Origin of the sequence: Microcystis flos-aquae FACHB-1344 (genome assembly GCF_014698375.1) — a bacterium.
Taxonomy (GTDB): domain Bacteria; phylum Cyanobacteriota; class Cyanobacteriia; order Cyanobacteriales; family Microcystaceae; genus Microcystis; species Microcystis aeruginosa.
Window position 1 is genome coordinate 1 of the sequence record NZ_JACJSW010000051.1, and the last position, 13,886, is coordinate 13,886.

The 13,886-nt window shown below is 42.8% G+C and carries 14 protein-coding genes; 7 read left to right on the forward strand and 7 right to left on the reverse strand.

The features are described from left to right. Positions 1-83 precede the first annotated feature (83 nt). Entirely contained in the window at positions 84-1,088 is a 1,005-nt protein-coding gene (locus H6G48_RS03760; RefSeq protein WP_190719198.1) for a pentapeptide repeat-containing protein, read from the reverse strand. Between the two features lie 216 nt (positions 1,089-1,304). Between H6G48_RS03760 and H6G48_RS03765 the strand changes: the two genes are divergently transcribed. Continuing rightward, complete coding sequence (locus H6G48_RS03765) at positions 1,305-2,102, forward strand: lasso peptide biosynthesis B2 protein (RefSeq protein WP_190719201.1); 798 nt, start codon at positions 1,305-1,307, stop codon at positions 2,100-2,102. A 10-nt stretch (positions 2,103-2,112) separates the two neighbouring features. Further along, positions 2,113-3,915, forward strand: coding sequence for an asparagine synthase-related protein (locus H6G48_RS03770; RefSeq protein ID WP_190719204.1), 1,803 nt, complete (start codon positions 2,113-2,115; stop codon positions 3,913-3,915). A 633-nt stretch (positions 3,916-4,548) separates the two neighbouring features. Here H6G48_RS03770 and H6G48_RS03775 read toward each other — a convergent pair. After that, positions 4,549-4,758: a hypothetical protein gene (locus H6G48_RS03775; RefSeq protein WP_199328722.1), complete on the reverse strand. Its 210-nt coding sequence runs from the start codon at positions 4,756-4,758 to the stop codon at positions 4,549-4,551. Positions 4,759-4,859: 101 nt separating this feature from the next. On the opposite strand from H6G48_RS03775, the gene H6G48_RS03780 reads away from it, so the two are divergent. The 3 genes from H6G48_RS03780 (at position 4,860) to H6G48_RS03790 (ending at position 6,841) form a co-directional block, all read left to right on the forward strand. Then, positions 4,860-5,039, forward strand: a complete 180-nt coding sequence (locus tag H6G48_RS03780) for a hypothetical protein (protein ID WP_002759146.1) — start codon at positions 4,860-4,862, stop codon at positions 5,037-5,039. 292 nt (positions 5,040-5,331) lie between these two features. After that, the gene (locus tag H6G48_RS03785; RefSeq protein WP_190719207.1) at positions 5,332-6,201 is read left to right on the forward strand and encodes a bile acid:sodium symporter family protein; all 870 of its coding nucleotides are present in this window, start codon (positions 5,332-5,334) and stop codon (positions 6,199-6,201) included. Between the two features lie 43 nt (positions 6,202-6,244). Continuing rightward, positions 6,245-6,841: a hypothetical protein gene (locus H6G48_RS03790; RefSeq protein WP_190719210.1), complete on the forward strand. Its 597-nt coding sequence runs from the start codon at positions 6,245-6,247 to the stop codon at positions 6,839-6,841. A 23-nt stretch (positions 6,842-6,864) separates the two neighbouring features. Here H6G48_RS03790 and recA read toward each other — a convergent pair whose 3' ends face one another. The 3 genes from recA to H6G48_RS03805 form a co-directional block, all read right to left on the reverse strand. Next, positions 6,865-7,932 carry a recombinase RecA gene (recA, locus tag H6G48_RS03795; protein ID WP_061431380.1) on the reverse strand — a complete coding sequence of 356 codons (1,068 nt, stop codon included), beginning with the start codon at positions 7,930-7,932 and terminating at the stop codon, positions 6,865-6,867. 127 nt (positions 7,933-8,059) lie between these two features. Continuing rightward, a complete protein-coding gene (locus H6G48_RS03800; protein ID WP_190719213.1) occupies positions 8,060-9,013 on the reverse strand; it encodes an aldo/keto reductase in 954 nt (317 codons plus the stop codon). 396 nt (positions 9,014-9,409) lie between these two features. Further along, the gene (locus H6G48_RS03805; protein WP_164502961.1) at positions 9,410-9,583 is read right to left on the reverse strand and encodes a hypothetical protein; all 174 of its coding nucleotides are present in this window, start codon (positions 9,581-9,583) and stop codon (positions 9,410-9,412) included. A 163-nt stretch (positions 9,584-9,746) separates the two neighbouring features. On the opposite strand from H6G48_RS03805, the gene H6G48_RS03810 reads away from it, so the two are divergent. Then, positions 9,747-11,174, forward strand: a complete 1,428-nt coding sequence (locus tag H6G48_RS03810; protein WP_190719216.1) for a pentapeptide repeat-containing protein — start codon at positions 9,747-9,749, stop codon at positions 11,172-11,174. Between the two features lie 770 nt (positions 11,175-11,944). On the opposite strand, the gene H6G48_RS03815 is transcribed toward H6G48_RS03810, so the two are convergent. Together H6G48_RS03815 and H6G48_RS03820 are read right to left on the reverse strand one after the other, a co-directional pair. Further along, complete coding sequence (locus tag H6G48_RS03815) at positions 11,945-12,280, reverse strand: XisI protein (protein ID WP_002748301.1); 336 nt, start codon at positions 12,278-12,280, stop codon at positions 11,945-11,947. Then, the gene (locus tag H6G48_RS03820; protein WP_002751648.1) at positions 12,268-12,684 is read right to left on the reverse strand and encodes a XisH family protein; all 417 of its coding nucleotides are present in this window, start codon (positions 12,682-12,684) and stop codon (positions 12,268-12,270) included. Before H6G48_RS03820 ends, H6G48_RS03815 begins: the two co-directional genes overlap by 13 nt. Before the next feature lie 432 nt (positions 12,685-13,116). On the opposite strand from H6G48_RS03820, the gene H6G48_RS03825 reads away from it, so the two are divergent. Further along, positions 13,117-13,842 carry a 2-phosphosulfolactate phosphatase family protein gene (locus H6G48_RS03825; RefSeq protein ID WP_190719220.1) on the forward strand — a complete coding sequence of 242 codons (726 nt, stop codon included), beginning with the start codon at positions 13,117-13,119 and terminating at the stop codon, positions 13,840-13,842. Positions 13,843-13,886 lie beyond the last annotated feature (44 nt).

Below are 13,886 nucleotides of genomic sequence, written 5' to 3' on the forward strand. Positions count from 1 at the left end.
CAATGGCAGAGTTGGAAAAACAGATTAATCGACTTCCCCATTTGCCAAAGTGGTTTGTGGAAATCCCTTATCAAACCACTTGACTATTGGATCATCTTTTTTATGGAGTTCTCCCAGGGGGAGCCAGAGGATTCTAGGGCAGGAAGTTTAAAGTCGGGTTTGATTAGTAGTATGACTTTTTTGTAGTCTTCGGGCAGAGATACGGGAGTCAGACTGTTTCCAATGAATACTTTAGCCGCATCAAAACTTCCTCCAGTGTAGAAAGAATTCTTGAAATTAGTTTCGCGTTTGTCACCTTGATTATCTGTACTTGCACCGATTTTAGCCCGATCAAAATTAGCACCAATGAGATTAGCCTCTTGCAAGTCGGCACCTCTTAAGTCAGTTTCGATAAGGTAGGCATTCCTGAGATTGGCTTTTCGCAAGCTTGCTCCCGTTAAGTTAGCTCCTGAAAGATTAGCTCCTGAAAGATTAGCACTGTTTAAGTTGGCATCGACCAGATCCGCTTTTCTAAGATCGGCATCCTTTAGATTGGCCTGATGCAGGTCGGCACCCTGAAGGACTCGATTTTTAAAATTAATCCCTTCCAGAATAGAGCCAATAACCTTTGGACTTTGTGAATCTTGAAAAGTCCCTAACAATCCTGAAACTCTTAAGAAATCCAGTAATACTTCCCGACGATCAGGATCATCTTTTAACAGTTCCAAAGTCGTGCTGGTTTTAGCTTGTGCCAGTCCCCTAACTATATCTCTTTGAGTCTTTTTGTCTTTCAAGAGCATGGGAAGATTGTCTAAATAGCTGGCAAGTGCCTCTTGTTGGTAGGCGTCCTTTGCCGCCGTTTGTTCTCTAATGTTTGCTTGTTGATTGAACCAAGAGGTTAAACCCCACAAAACAAGGGGAATAATCACAAGTTGCAACAAATCCCACAGTTTTTTTTCTCCAAACCCAGTCCATCTCCAAATTTGCCATAGAAACAGTCTCCACTTTTGCGATGGTCTAAAGGGGGTAATCAGTTCTTGACGTTTCCGATGTTGCTCGCGTTCGTCTAATGGCATTTGAGAAGTATCTTCCAATTTTTTGTTAACCATAACTCACCTCCTTCCTGTCCCTGACAAGAAACAAAAACACTCAACAACAGATATTACTCTTCTGACAATATTCAGAACCAACAAAATATGATATAATCACGAAAGGATAAAGATAAACCCTGACTGCCTGACCCGTACAATGTCCAGTATAAAATAAAGTCATAACTAATTGGCTCTTGCTTTTACAAAATTAAACAATAGATGGTGCAGTAACTGATGAAAACTAGAGGAACTTATACACCACCACTCCGCCCAAGCGAGCATAACAAAGGAAGTTATTACCTAAACCGAGATGTGTATCTATTTAAGCATGAGAACGTCATCAATATTCTTGACTTTCGCCGGGGACAATTTTATGGATTAGATGAGATCGCCTCGAGAATGGTCGATCTAATCCTCGAAAAAAGTTATCAGGAAACTATCACCGAGATTAGCCAACTCTACGAGGTTCCAGAAGCAAAAATCTGCGGGGATTTAAGCGAATTGTTAAATTCGTTAATCGAGAAAAAAATCTTAGTTACATCTCCTCCCCCGAACAAATTCACTGAGGGGAATCTTTGGCCAACTATCTTGATCGCAATTTTTAAAAAACTCGGTTTGATCGGACGAAAACTACTCAATCCTCAACCCGATCCTAATGCCTACACCGTCGAAATCTTATTAACTCTCAGTTGGATTAGCTTGCGAGTTTTGGGATGGAGTCGCACCATTGCTATTTGGCAAAAATGGCACAAGTCTCACCGGAAAGAGATCGACAAAGAAACTATCGAAAATCTCGATCGCTTGCTGCGAGAAACTGCATCGGGAAAACTATTTTTACCGATAGTTTGTAAAGAACGCGCCCTCGTTGCCTATCATCTGCTGCGTACTTTTTATGGTTGTCCCGCTACCTTGATGGTTGGTATTAATAATTATCCTTTCCAAATTCACGCTTGGGTAGAATGCCAGCAATTAACCCTAACAGATGAACTAGCCCATTGTGAACAGTTTACTCCCGTAATTAGCTATTCTTAGTCCAAAAAAAATGAGCAGATCATTTGAAATTAGTTTATCCCCAGCCAGTACCCCAGAGCTTAATATCTCTAATTTAACCAGTAATCTGATTACCTATGCCAGAGATGAGCTAACTAAAAACCTAGTTATCTTCATCGGTAAAATCTATTACCAAGATGAATTAAAAACCATTTACCCAGAAGCTTTTAGAGAAAAAACTAATCCTGAAGCCTCGATCGCCCTGGCAATTTATCAACAGAAAGGAATTGAAGGACTGCAAGATTTAGAAGGAGAATTTGCCCTCGTTATTTTTGATCGTCAAAAATCCTCTTTGATCGCCCTGCGCGACCCGATCGGCAGTTATCCCTTATACTGGACTTTTGACAAGCATACCATTAGAATTAGCGGCGATTTACAACACCTAGCCAGACAAAAAAAGGCAAAGATTAACCGAGACTTTCTCGCTTCTTTTCTCATGTTTCCCTTCGCTTTCGTGGAACTGCCCAGGGAAGAGACCGCTTTTGAGGGAATCCAGCGTCTATCCCCCGGCAGCTGCGGGGAATTTTCCCCGCCTAATTTAGTACAAAAACACTGGACTTGCAACTGGGAAGAAAAAATTGCACCGATTAGTCATCTCACCCTAGCAGCGGCAGCCCAGCAGTTTCGCCAGATTTTCCAGCGCTCGATTAGCGAACGCTGCCTGGAGGGAAAAGTGGCATCGCACCTATCGGGGGGAATGGACAGTTCTTCGATCGTCTGTTTGGCCAGGGAATCGATCGGGGAGAGAAAGCTTCTTACCCTGTCTCTGGTCTATCAAATGCCCAGTTTAGTCAAAGAAACCGACTATATTAACCTTATTCTCCAGCAAAAAGCAGCGATCGAGCCGTATTTTCTCGATGGTGATCAGCTTTTAGATTTCGATTGGTTCTCCGATCGCATTCCCCCCCACGATGAACCCTATCCCGGTTTATTTCATCTAGCCATGGAAAAAATCCTAGTCGATCGAGCGGCCGAATTGGGAGTAAACACCATTCTCAGTGGTGGTGGGGCGGAATTAGTCTTGGAAAGCAATCGCTACCATCTTGCGGATCTATTACATCAAGGACAATGGCAAGAAACCCTACAGCTCGCCCGTCGGTGGGCAAAGACCAAAAATGAAAGTCTCTGGTCAATTTTGGCGGAATTAGCGATTTTTCCCCTGTTACCTGCCTTCCTCAAACCAGGTATTGCTACTTTCTGGCGACGAGGTTACGGAACCTGGCCGAAACTGTCAGAATTTGCGATTCCACCCTGGATAAAAGCCGATTTTGCCCAAGAATACCAAGTGTATCCGAAAGCACTGGCAACTCTGGGTCACATCTACCGCTATCCCGTCGAACTATCCTTTAACCGTTTAGGACTGCAAACCGCGATCGGCAATTGGGCAAATTGGTATCTTGCTAATCCTGCCGGGATGAGGATTAGTCAACCCTTCCTCGATCCCCGGGTAATTTGCTACTGTCTGGGACTACCCAGGCAATTCCGAGAAGTACCGGGGATGGTTAAACCGCTACTCCAATCGGCCCTGCAAGGAATTCTCCCGGAAGCAATTCGCACAAGACGTTTTAAAGCGAACTTTAACGCAGTCTATTGGCAAGGATTATCTCGACGCTTAACCCAGTTAGAAACAATGGTAGAGGAATCGGCGATCGAAGACTTGGGCATCTTCGATAAAACCCGATTAATTGAAGTCCTGCGGCAACATTCCCTAGGTATTGGTGATGTCAAAAGTGGCAGTCGCATCAGCAGTTCCCTTGCTGTGATCGCTTGGTTCGATCGGCTGTCACAAACCTGAATGGTTGCCACCAACCCACTGAAGTAAGCTGTTGACTGTCTAAATTACTCGTTAAGACTGCAAGGGAGTTGGGAGCAGGGAGAGGAAGTTCGAGCATTTGTACTAAAATTTCCCCTACGCAGTTTAAATTCAGTACAGCTTAAGGACAATTCTTCTGGAGAATTTAACCTTTTTTGTGGACTTAAGTAGCTGGTTATAATTAAATTGAAGATAGATTTTAGGTTCGATCCCCCCTGCCCCCCTTGATAAGGGGGGTGCCGATAGGCGGGGGAATCTGACAGTTTTTAACACCTAAGTAGGTGGGTGGAATTAAATATAACATGAACGTAGGTTGGGTTGAAGCATGAAACCCAACGCCCGATTATGTTACGCTACCGCTAACCCATCCTACAAATAATTGTGCCTCCCTACTTAACTACTTAGGATTGGCTGAATAAATGTGAAATATAGACGAGGTAAGGGGTTTGGGGGTCTGTTTGGCGAAGCAGGTGCAAGATTTTAAAGCTAGTGACTCAAAAACCTTGCATCTTGATCGGCTGGCATCCTGTAGGGGCGAAGCATTAGGATAGAAAATCTCCGGTTTCAGCGATAGGTTATTTCCCGAATGCTTCGCCCCTACTTTTTCAGCAAACCCTACTTAATTAAGTTTAATAAATTGTGATTTTTAAAGAGACTAATATCGAGAAAATTAGCTAGTTTATCAATTACTTTACCCCAGAAAAATCCTCGAACTTGATCGCACAAAGAAGCAAAGAGTAAACCGGTAATCGTGCTGAGGGAATCGGTCAACAAGCTCAGAAAAATTAATCCGCTTACACTTGCGACTACCTTTAAAACAAACAACGGTTGAGTCTTCTCTGACGAACAATACACATTATTACATTCTCCCGCACTCGAACCAAGAATAAAGGTACAATAGAACTGTAGAGATCTGGAGGGTTGCTATGTTTACACACAACTTAGATGACAAAAAACTGTCCCTCGATCTAGAAGGGAAAGCACCGCAAAAACTCACCTATCGTTCACCAAAAATCTACCACCTCGATCGCCCTAGCAATTTGTCAACAGAAAGGAATTCAAGGACTGCGGGATTTAGAAGGAAAATTTGCCCTCGTTATTTTTGATGGAAGTCCTGCGGCAACATTTCCTAGGCATTGCTGATGTCAAAAGTGGCAGTCGCATCGGCAGTTCCCTAGCTGTGATCCCATGGTTGCCACCAAGCAACTGAAGCAGGACGGGGATATCATCCCGGAGCGGGAAGGGAAACCAGACTAAAATCGCCAAGGTTGGATTTCTCCCACAATTTAACCTCCCCTGCACACCGGGGGTTTTTTAGTCAGCAAAATCGGTAACTAGGGACAAGAATAAATTAGTCAATTTATGGGAAAATAAGCTCATCTTCTCCGCTTTTATCCGATGCAAGCCAACTTTTTTACTAATATCCTCTTACCCGTTGGCCTAGGCGTTTTAATGTTAGGCATGGGATTGGGATTAATTCTCGCCGATTTTCAGCGTATCACCCGTTATCCCAAAGCAGTCCTGATCGGTTTAGTTAATCAAATTATTATTCTACTGATCGTCGGCTTTATTATTGTTTCTCTTTTGCCTCTCCAGCCAAAAATTGCCGTCGGTTTAATGATTGTCGCCATTTGCCCCGGCGGTCCTTCCTCCAATGTTTTAACCTATTTAGCTAAGGGAGATGTGGACCTTTCTGTTACTTTAACCGCTTTTAGCAGCATCATCACCATTTTCACAATACCTTTTTTAGCTAGTTTCATTCTCCAGCATTTTATGGGTGAAAGTGCCGCCATCTCCCTACCCATTGGTTCCACTATGGGGCAGATATTTTTGATTATAGTTTTACCCCTGGTTATGGGTATGACTATCCGCCATTACTTCCCTTTACTGGCGACAAGTCTCGAACCGATAACTAATCGTTTAGCCGTGATTTTTCTAGCAGTTATTATCTGCTTATTAATCCTGAGAGAATGGCAACGTTTACCTTTATTTATCGCTCAAACTGGCCTCGCAGTGATCATTTTAAATACGGTTGCTTCCCTAATTGGTTTTTTCAGTGGTCTTTTATTTCAATTAACTATTCCCCAAAGAATTTGTATTGCAATTGAAGTGGGTATTCAAAGCGGCACTTTAGCTATTGCTATCACTGCCGGTTTATTAAAGAATCCCGATCTAGCCATTCCCGCAATGGTCTATAGTTTATGGATGTATGTCAGCGCTTTTGTCGCTGTTTATTATGGTCGCAAAAAAGCAGCTTTGGCAAAATAGCTAAATCTGGTGATAGGATCTAGCTAAAAACTGATAACTGATTATGTTAATTGGTAAATATTTAACCCTAGAAGAATTATCTACCTGTTCCCAAACCTATCAAAAGTACGCAGCGCAAATCGATCCCTACCCAAAAAATACCGCAACGATAACCGCTTGGCAAAATCTCGCTCACTTTATTATCGATCCAATTATTGATAATTTTGGTCGAGAAAAATTTCAATTAACCTATGGATTTTGTTCCAATGATCTGAGAAAATTTCTCCAAAAAAAAGACCCGATCACCGGCTTAAAAAACGGTAGAATCGATCCCAGTCGTGATCAACATTGCGCCCACGAAATTAATCAAAAAGGTCAATATTATTGTCAGCGATTGGGGGCAGCCTGTGATTTTCGGATTATCGATTTAACTAGCGATCGCCTGATAGATTGGATTTTAACCCAAAAATTACCCTTTGATTCTCTCTATTTTTACGGAATTAATCGCCCGATTCATATCAGCTACGGCCCCCAACATAAACGAGATCTATGGACTTTTACCACTCAAGGAACACCGACTAAAAAAGGTTTACAATCATGGTTAGAAGCCGCTAAATCTATCGATTCTGAAGCTAAAAAATCCCCCAAAATAGGGGGATAACCAAGACCTAAAACCCTCTTCTTTTAGATTTCTGGTTCCAGATCGTCCTCATCGTCCTCGTCGGCAGGTTCCGTGGGGAAAGGAACCGAACCCATGTCTAATTTATCCCGCAATAACTTCTCAATTTCTGCCGCTACTTCTGGCTTTTCTTCGAGATATTTAACGGCATTATCGCGACCCTGGGCAATATTTTCGCCATTATAGCTATACCATGCCCCTTTACGAGTAACTACGTTAGTTTGTTCGGCAATATCGAGCATACAACCCACCTGGGAAATGCCTTTACCGAAGATAATATCAAATTCAGCAATCCGGAAAGGAGGCGCGACTTTATTTTTAGCCACCTTAACTTTAGCCCGAATTCCGTATTCCCCTTCCGTGCCTTTTTTCAAAGTTTGAATGCGACGGATATCTAAACGTACCGAGGCATAAAATTTTAAGGCCGTTCCTCCGGTGGTCACTTCAGGATTGCCGTAGGTGACACCGATTTTTTGCCGCAGTTGGTTGAGGAAAATCACCACACAACCCGATTTACCAATATTACCGGCAATTTTTCGCAGGGCTTTACTCATCAAACGGGCCTGCAAACCCACCTGATTATCCCCCATTTCCCCCTCAATTTCCGCCCGCGGCACTAAAGCGGCCACCGAGTCGATGACGACGATATCCACGGCCGAAGAACGCACTAACTGGTCAACTATTTCTAAGGCTGCCTCCCCCGTATCCGGTTGTGCCACCAGTAAATTATTGATATCTACCCCTAAATCTTCCGAATAGGTGGGATCTAAAGCGTGTTCCGCATCGACAAAGGCCGCCACTCCCCCAGCTTTCTGCACTTCTGCGATCGCATGGAGGGCTAAAGTGGTTTTTCCAGAACTTTCCGGCCCGTAAATTTCGACGATGCGGCCTTTCGGTAAACCGCCACCCAACGCCATATCTAGGGTTAAAGCACCACTAGGCACGGTTTCCACCCGCATCCGGGTGGCGTCTCCCAAACGCATGATCGAACCTTTGCCAAAGTTGCGCTCGATTTGATTTAAGACTAAACCCAAGGCTTTATCTCGATCGGAATTATTTGTCATTGTCGCCATTAATTTTCTCCCCAGTTTTCTTAAGTAGTACAGCAGTATGCAAAGATTGTAGCCTGTTTTAATCTTGATCACCAAAAAGTTAGAAACTTTTTCCAGAATGGTGATCAAAAATCAAAAGTTTTGATTTTTACAGCCAAGGCCGGCTCATCTGTTCTAATTGCGTCACCTCTTGCGCTTCTAAACTCCATCCTAAGGCCCCGGCATTTTCCCTCGCTTGGGCCGCAGTTTTTGCCCCCGGGATGGGAATTACATCCCCTTGGGCGATTAACCAATTGAGGGCGACTTGTGCGGGGGTTTTTTGGTATTTTACGCCCAATTCTTGCAGTACCCTTAAAATTGGGGCTATTTTCTCCAAACCTTCTTTTTTGAACCGCGAGTCAACTTTTCTGGCTCCATCGGGCAAATTCTGGCTTTCTGGGCTATATTTACCCGTCAGTAGTCCTTGAGCGAGGGGGCTGTAGGCGAGGATGGTGACACCTAATTCCTTGGCCGTGGCTAAAATTCCCTTAGTTTCTATTTTGCGATACAAAAGCGAATACTGCACCTGATTGACCGCTAAGGGAACCTCTTTTTTCGCCAAAATCTGGCTTGCTTGACGCATTTGCTCGGCGGAATAATTACTTACACCCACGGAACCAATGCGGCCGCGTTTTACTTCTTCCCCTAGGGCATTCATTAGGGTTTCTTGGCTAATCAGGAAGGTGAAGGGCCAATGTACTTGGTAAAGGGCAATTTTATCGGTTTTTAGACGGTTTAAGCTCTCGGTAATGGCATTATGAACCGCATTCGCCCCAAATCGCCACGGTACGGGGGCAAATTTGCTGGCAATATCGATGGGAATATCGGTCTGTTGGGTAAATTTTCCTAAGAGTCGTTCCGATTCCCCCAGTCCATAGACTTCGGCAGTGTCAAAAAAGGTGATTCCTGCCTCTACTGCCGCTTTAAAGGCCTCCTCTACCTGACTAGCTCCGTATTCCTTGCCATAGTTCCAGAATAGTTTATCTCCCCATGCCCAAGTCCCGATTCCCAAAGCACTGACGGCAATTCCTGTTTGTCCGAGATTAGCGGTTTGTCTAGTCATATTCCCTACAAAGAATGACAGCGTTTCTCATTTAAAGTTGAAGTGTAACCTATATTTGGTCTGACTCCCCACTAACCCCCTTTTTTGATTCTGGGAAATTCGCACCCATAATTAATGGGAAAGGACTTGACTTTGCCGGCGACTTGCGCTATGCTTTTCTTATAATGGGAATCTGTGCAAAAATTTTTTAGACGCAAGGATTTCCATTATGAATAAAATCTTTTAAAAATATTATCCCAAAATCTGCCGATAAAAGCAAGCAAAATTTTGCCGATAATTGTTAAGTTTTGTTAACAAAGAAATACAGAGATCAGCAAGGTAAAAAAATCGAAGTCTCTTGCTGATCTTGTTTGTCGCTTAACCTTATGATTAGGTTAGGCGAATTTGGCGCTTTGACTAATTGTTAGTGCTAACTTCCGTGGTTTCAACAATTGCCGTCGGTTGGCAGGGAGTGGGTTGAAATTTCTCTGGAAAAGAGAAGCCTAAAAATGATGCGATCGCAAATATGGTGCTGATAATTTTGGCAAGACTAACAAGGTCTTCTCTGTACTTTAACCAATATTTATACATAATCATCAATCCTTTTACTTAGGAGGTGAACTATCTTTAGATTAAAAAAAATCTGATTATTTGTCGTTACTCAAAAGTCCTAAAAATGGTACTTTTTTTAGGTACTCTCAAGTAACCTGACAGGGTACTGAAAAGTAATCTTAAGTCCTGCAACCCTTAAACAATGATGATAAATGAACTAAAAATGACTGAAACTAAAACCATTTCATGGACTGAATTAGAAATGCTGGTTAATGATCTGAAAAAAAAGCATACAAAAAAGGGATTAACGGACTTGGAGACAAAAATATTAAAAGGTGTTTTTGATGATAAAACATATCGTGATCTAGCGGAAGAAATTAGGCAAGAAGAACAGTCAATCAAGAATGCGGCTTATGATTTATTTAAAATCTTGTCAGCGCAAACAGATGAAAAGATTGGAAAGAGTAATCTGATTACTGCTTTGGCAAGGTATAGAGATAATTCTCAGACATTTGATCATAACAATAAACCGCAAACTCAGCAATCAGATAAAGTTTTTGAATTAGTTATTGAGGTAGATATAGACGACCTGACACCAGAGAAAATTGATAAGATTAACAACCTTATTCAAAAAATCGCCAGAGACAACACGATCAAGCCTATTATGAAACTTAAAGGCAGTATTCGGCTATTTTTAGAAGGTTCAGAAGATGGACTCCAGCGCCTAGCAGATTTACATCAATCGGGGGAATTGCAAGCCCTTCTCAATGAACTTAAATCAGACGATATACCCGAAATTATCGTCAAAAAAGCAGAGTTCACTACAGATGCAAAAGTTATTGAAAAAGCCGAATTAATTAAGGCAATTCGAGAGGGAACAATCGATAAGACAACTCTACAACAAGTTGATTTAAGTGGGGCTGACCTGAGAGGGGCTGCCCTGATTGGGGCTTTCCTGAGTGGGGCTAACCTGAGAGAGGCTGACCTGAGTGGGGCTGACCTGAGAGGGGCTGACCTGAGAAGGGCTAACCTGAGAGAGGCTGACCTGAGTGGGGCTGACCTGAGTGGGGCTGACCTGAGTGGGGCTAACCTGAGTGGGGCTAACCTGAGTGAAACTGACCTGAGTGAAGCTGACCTGAGTGAAGCTGACCTGAGTGAAGCTGACCTGAGTGGGGCTAACCTGATTGATGCTAACCTCAGAAGGGCTAACCTGATTAAGGCTATCCTGATTGAGGCTAACCTGAGAGGGGCTATCCTGAGTGAAACTGACCTGAGTGAAGCTGACCTGAGTGGGGCTAACCTGATTGATGCTAACCTGAGAAGGGCTAACCTGATTAAGGCTAACCTCAGAAGGGCTAACCTGATTGAGGCTATCCTGAGTGAAGCTGACCTGAGTGGGGCTAACCTGAGAAGGGCTAACCTGATTAAGGCTATCCTGATTGAGGCTATCCTGATTGAGGCTGACCTGAGAGGGGCTGACCTTAGATGGGCTAACCTGAGTGAGGCTGACATTGAAAACGCTATCTTTATCGATGCAACGGGGATCACCCCCGAACAAAAACAGGATTTGATTCGACGAGGGGCAATTTTTGGGGATACTTCTAACGATCGCAGTAAAGTATTAGTTTAAAACAGCCTTTGATCTCCACCTTCAGCAGAGATTTAGGTAGGGTTGGCTGAATAAATGTGAAATATAGACGAGATAAGGGGTTTGGCGGCCTGTTTAGCCAAGCAGCTGCAAGATTTTCAAGCTGGTGGCTCAAAAACCTTGTATCTTAACCGGCGATCGCTCCTACTTTTTCAGCCAACCCATAATTAATGGGAAAGGACTTGACTTTGCCGGCGACTTGCGCTATGCTTTTCTTATAATGGGAATCTGTGCAAAATTTTTTTAAACGCAAAGATTTCCATTATGAATAAAATCTTTTAAAAATATTATCCCAAAATCTGCCGACAAAAGCAAGCAAAATTTTGCCGATAATTGTTAAGTTTTGTATCTGGTTCCCCGGTTCTACCTGATAACTGTTCACCGAACACAGCAAAATCTCCCCAACACCCGGCCCCCACTAACCCCCTTTTTTGATTCCTGAAAATTCCCACCCATAATTAATGGGAAAGGACTTGACTTTGCCGGCGACTTGCGCTATGCTTTTTATATAATGGGAATCTGTGCAAATTTTTATGGACGCACAGATTCCCATTATGAATAAAATCTTTTAAAAATATTATCCCAAAATCTCCCGATAAAAGCAAGCAAAATTTTGCCGATAATTGTTAAGTTTTGTTAACCAAGAAATACAGAGATCAGCAAGGTAAAAAAATCGAAATCTCTTGCTGATCCTGTTTGTCGCTTAACCTATGATTAGGTTAGGCGAATTTGGCACTTTTCTCTGATTAAGATTAACCCACCGCAAACCCTGTATATTCTCTGACTAGGGGTTCATGAAAGGCTAAAACAATATCTTCTTTAGGAACACCTAAATTAACTAATTCATTGGCAATTCCCACCTCAGTGCCATCATGTTGTATCCAGATTTTACCCTTTTTAATATCGAGATGCAAAACACAACCATGATATCTTCGTCTATTTTTCCAGCCAACATACATCAATTGATAGTGATCTCCAACTGTATCAAAAATCAATTGTTGTTCAATCGGATCTTTAGATGAACCTATCTGAGAATATTCAGTAATGACTTGCTTGACATAGTGACGATATTGTTCTAATTTTTCCATTCGACAATTACCTCCCCAATCGGATCATAAATAATCAGGTAAATTTGAAATCTTTTAACGACAGTTTGAATAAATCGCAATTCAAAAAAACTATAATAAATATCTAAGGGAACAGCTAAATATAACTGTCTTTTAGGTTCTTTTTCTTCTAAAGCAACACGATAATTAAAGAATTGTCCAATGGCAGTATGAAATTCTGAAATGCTGGATTTACCGATAAAACTTTTAATTTCAACGGCTATCTTTTCATTATCTTTTTCTGCGGCTATCAGTTGCTCTGCTCCTAAATCGACATACATTTCTACATCACCCACTTCAATCCTTAAAGGGTCATCCGTAATGATCCAACCCTCTTTTTCTAATCCTTTTCTCACTGCACCATGAAAACGATCTTTAGCAGACATGAATCTTGAGGTTAGCAGGCATAATAATTGTTAATTATAACATTTCGTCATGACGATCGATCCGGGGTGAGAACATCTCAAACCCTATTGACAATTGGCCAATTTTGTGATCCGCATGGGTATTTCAAGTGATACCAGTCAATCAAAATAGTTACGAAATCGACCCATTTGAACGAGTAATTGGCTCTTCTCGACTTTGTGTGATAATTTTTGCTTATGGAGTCGTGAAATGCTTATCGGGCAAAACCTTAAGGGCTATTTTGACGTTCGGACGTTCGGTGAAGACTTCGACGGTGATCTCAGCCGAACCGCCGAACGGTCTTTACCCCGACATTTGTGATAAAATCGGCCTTGTCTTTCTTCTGCCAGCGCGAAGCCGAGCGGCGGTATGTTGAGCTTATTTCCCCTTTTACTTTTTACTTGGTATAACTCGTGCAGGTTTTCATTTATCATACTCCCGAACTTACCCCCGTCCATACTCTACCCGATTGCGCCGTCGTTATCGATGTTTTAAGAGCGACAACCACGATCGCCACTGCCCTCAATGCCGGTGCGGAAGCAGTGCAAACCTTTAGCGATCTGAAAACCCTGATGCAGGTGAGTGATACCTGGCAACCGGAAAAACGTCTCCGAGCAGGAGAAAGAGGTGGCGCGAAAGTAGAAGGCTGCGATCTGGGCAATTCTCCCCTCGATTGTACCCCTGATTTAATGAAAGGTCGTCGTCTGTTTATCAGTACCACTAACGGCACTCGCGCTCTGCAAAGAGTGGAAGAGTCCCCAATCGTGATCACTGCGGCCATGATCAATCGGCAAGCTGCCGTTAATTACTTATTGGATAAGCAGCCCGATACCGTCTGGATTGTTGGCTCTGGTTGGGAAGGGGGTTATTCTCTGGAAGATACGGCCTGTGCTGGAGCGATCGCCGATGCGCTACAAGAACAATCGGGGCAAATGGCGATCGGGAATGATGAGGTGATCGCCGCGATCGCCCTTTATCGTCAATGGCAAAATGATCTTTTAGGAATGTTCCACAGTTGTAGTCACGGTCAGCGGCTCTTGCGTCTCCACTGTCAAGAAGATTTAAAATACTGCGCTAATATTGACTCTCTTGATGTTTTACCGATCCAAAAAGAACCGAGCATTTTAGTCAAACTTTAGACATTATCACCCAGAGAAAGGGTCATCCGTGCCGGTAGGAGTAT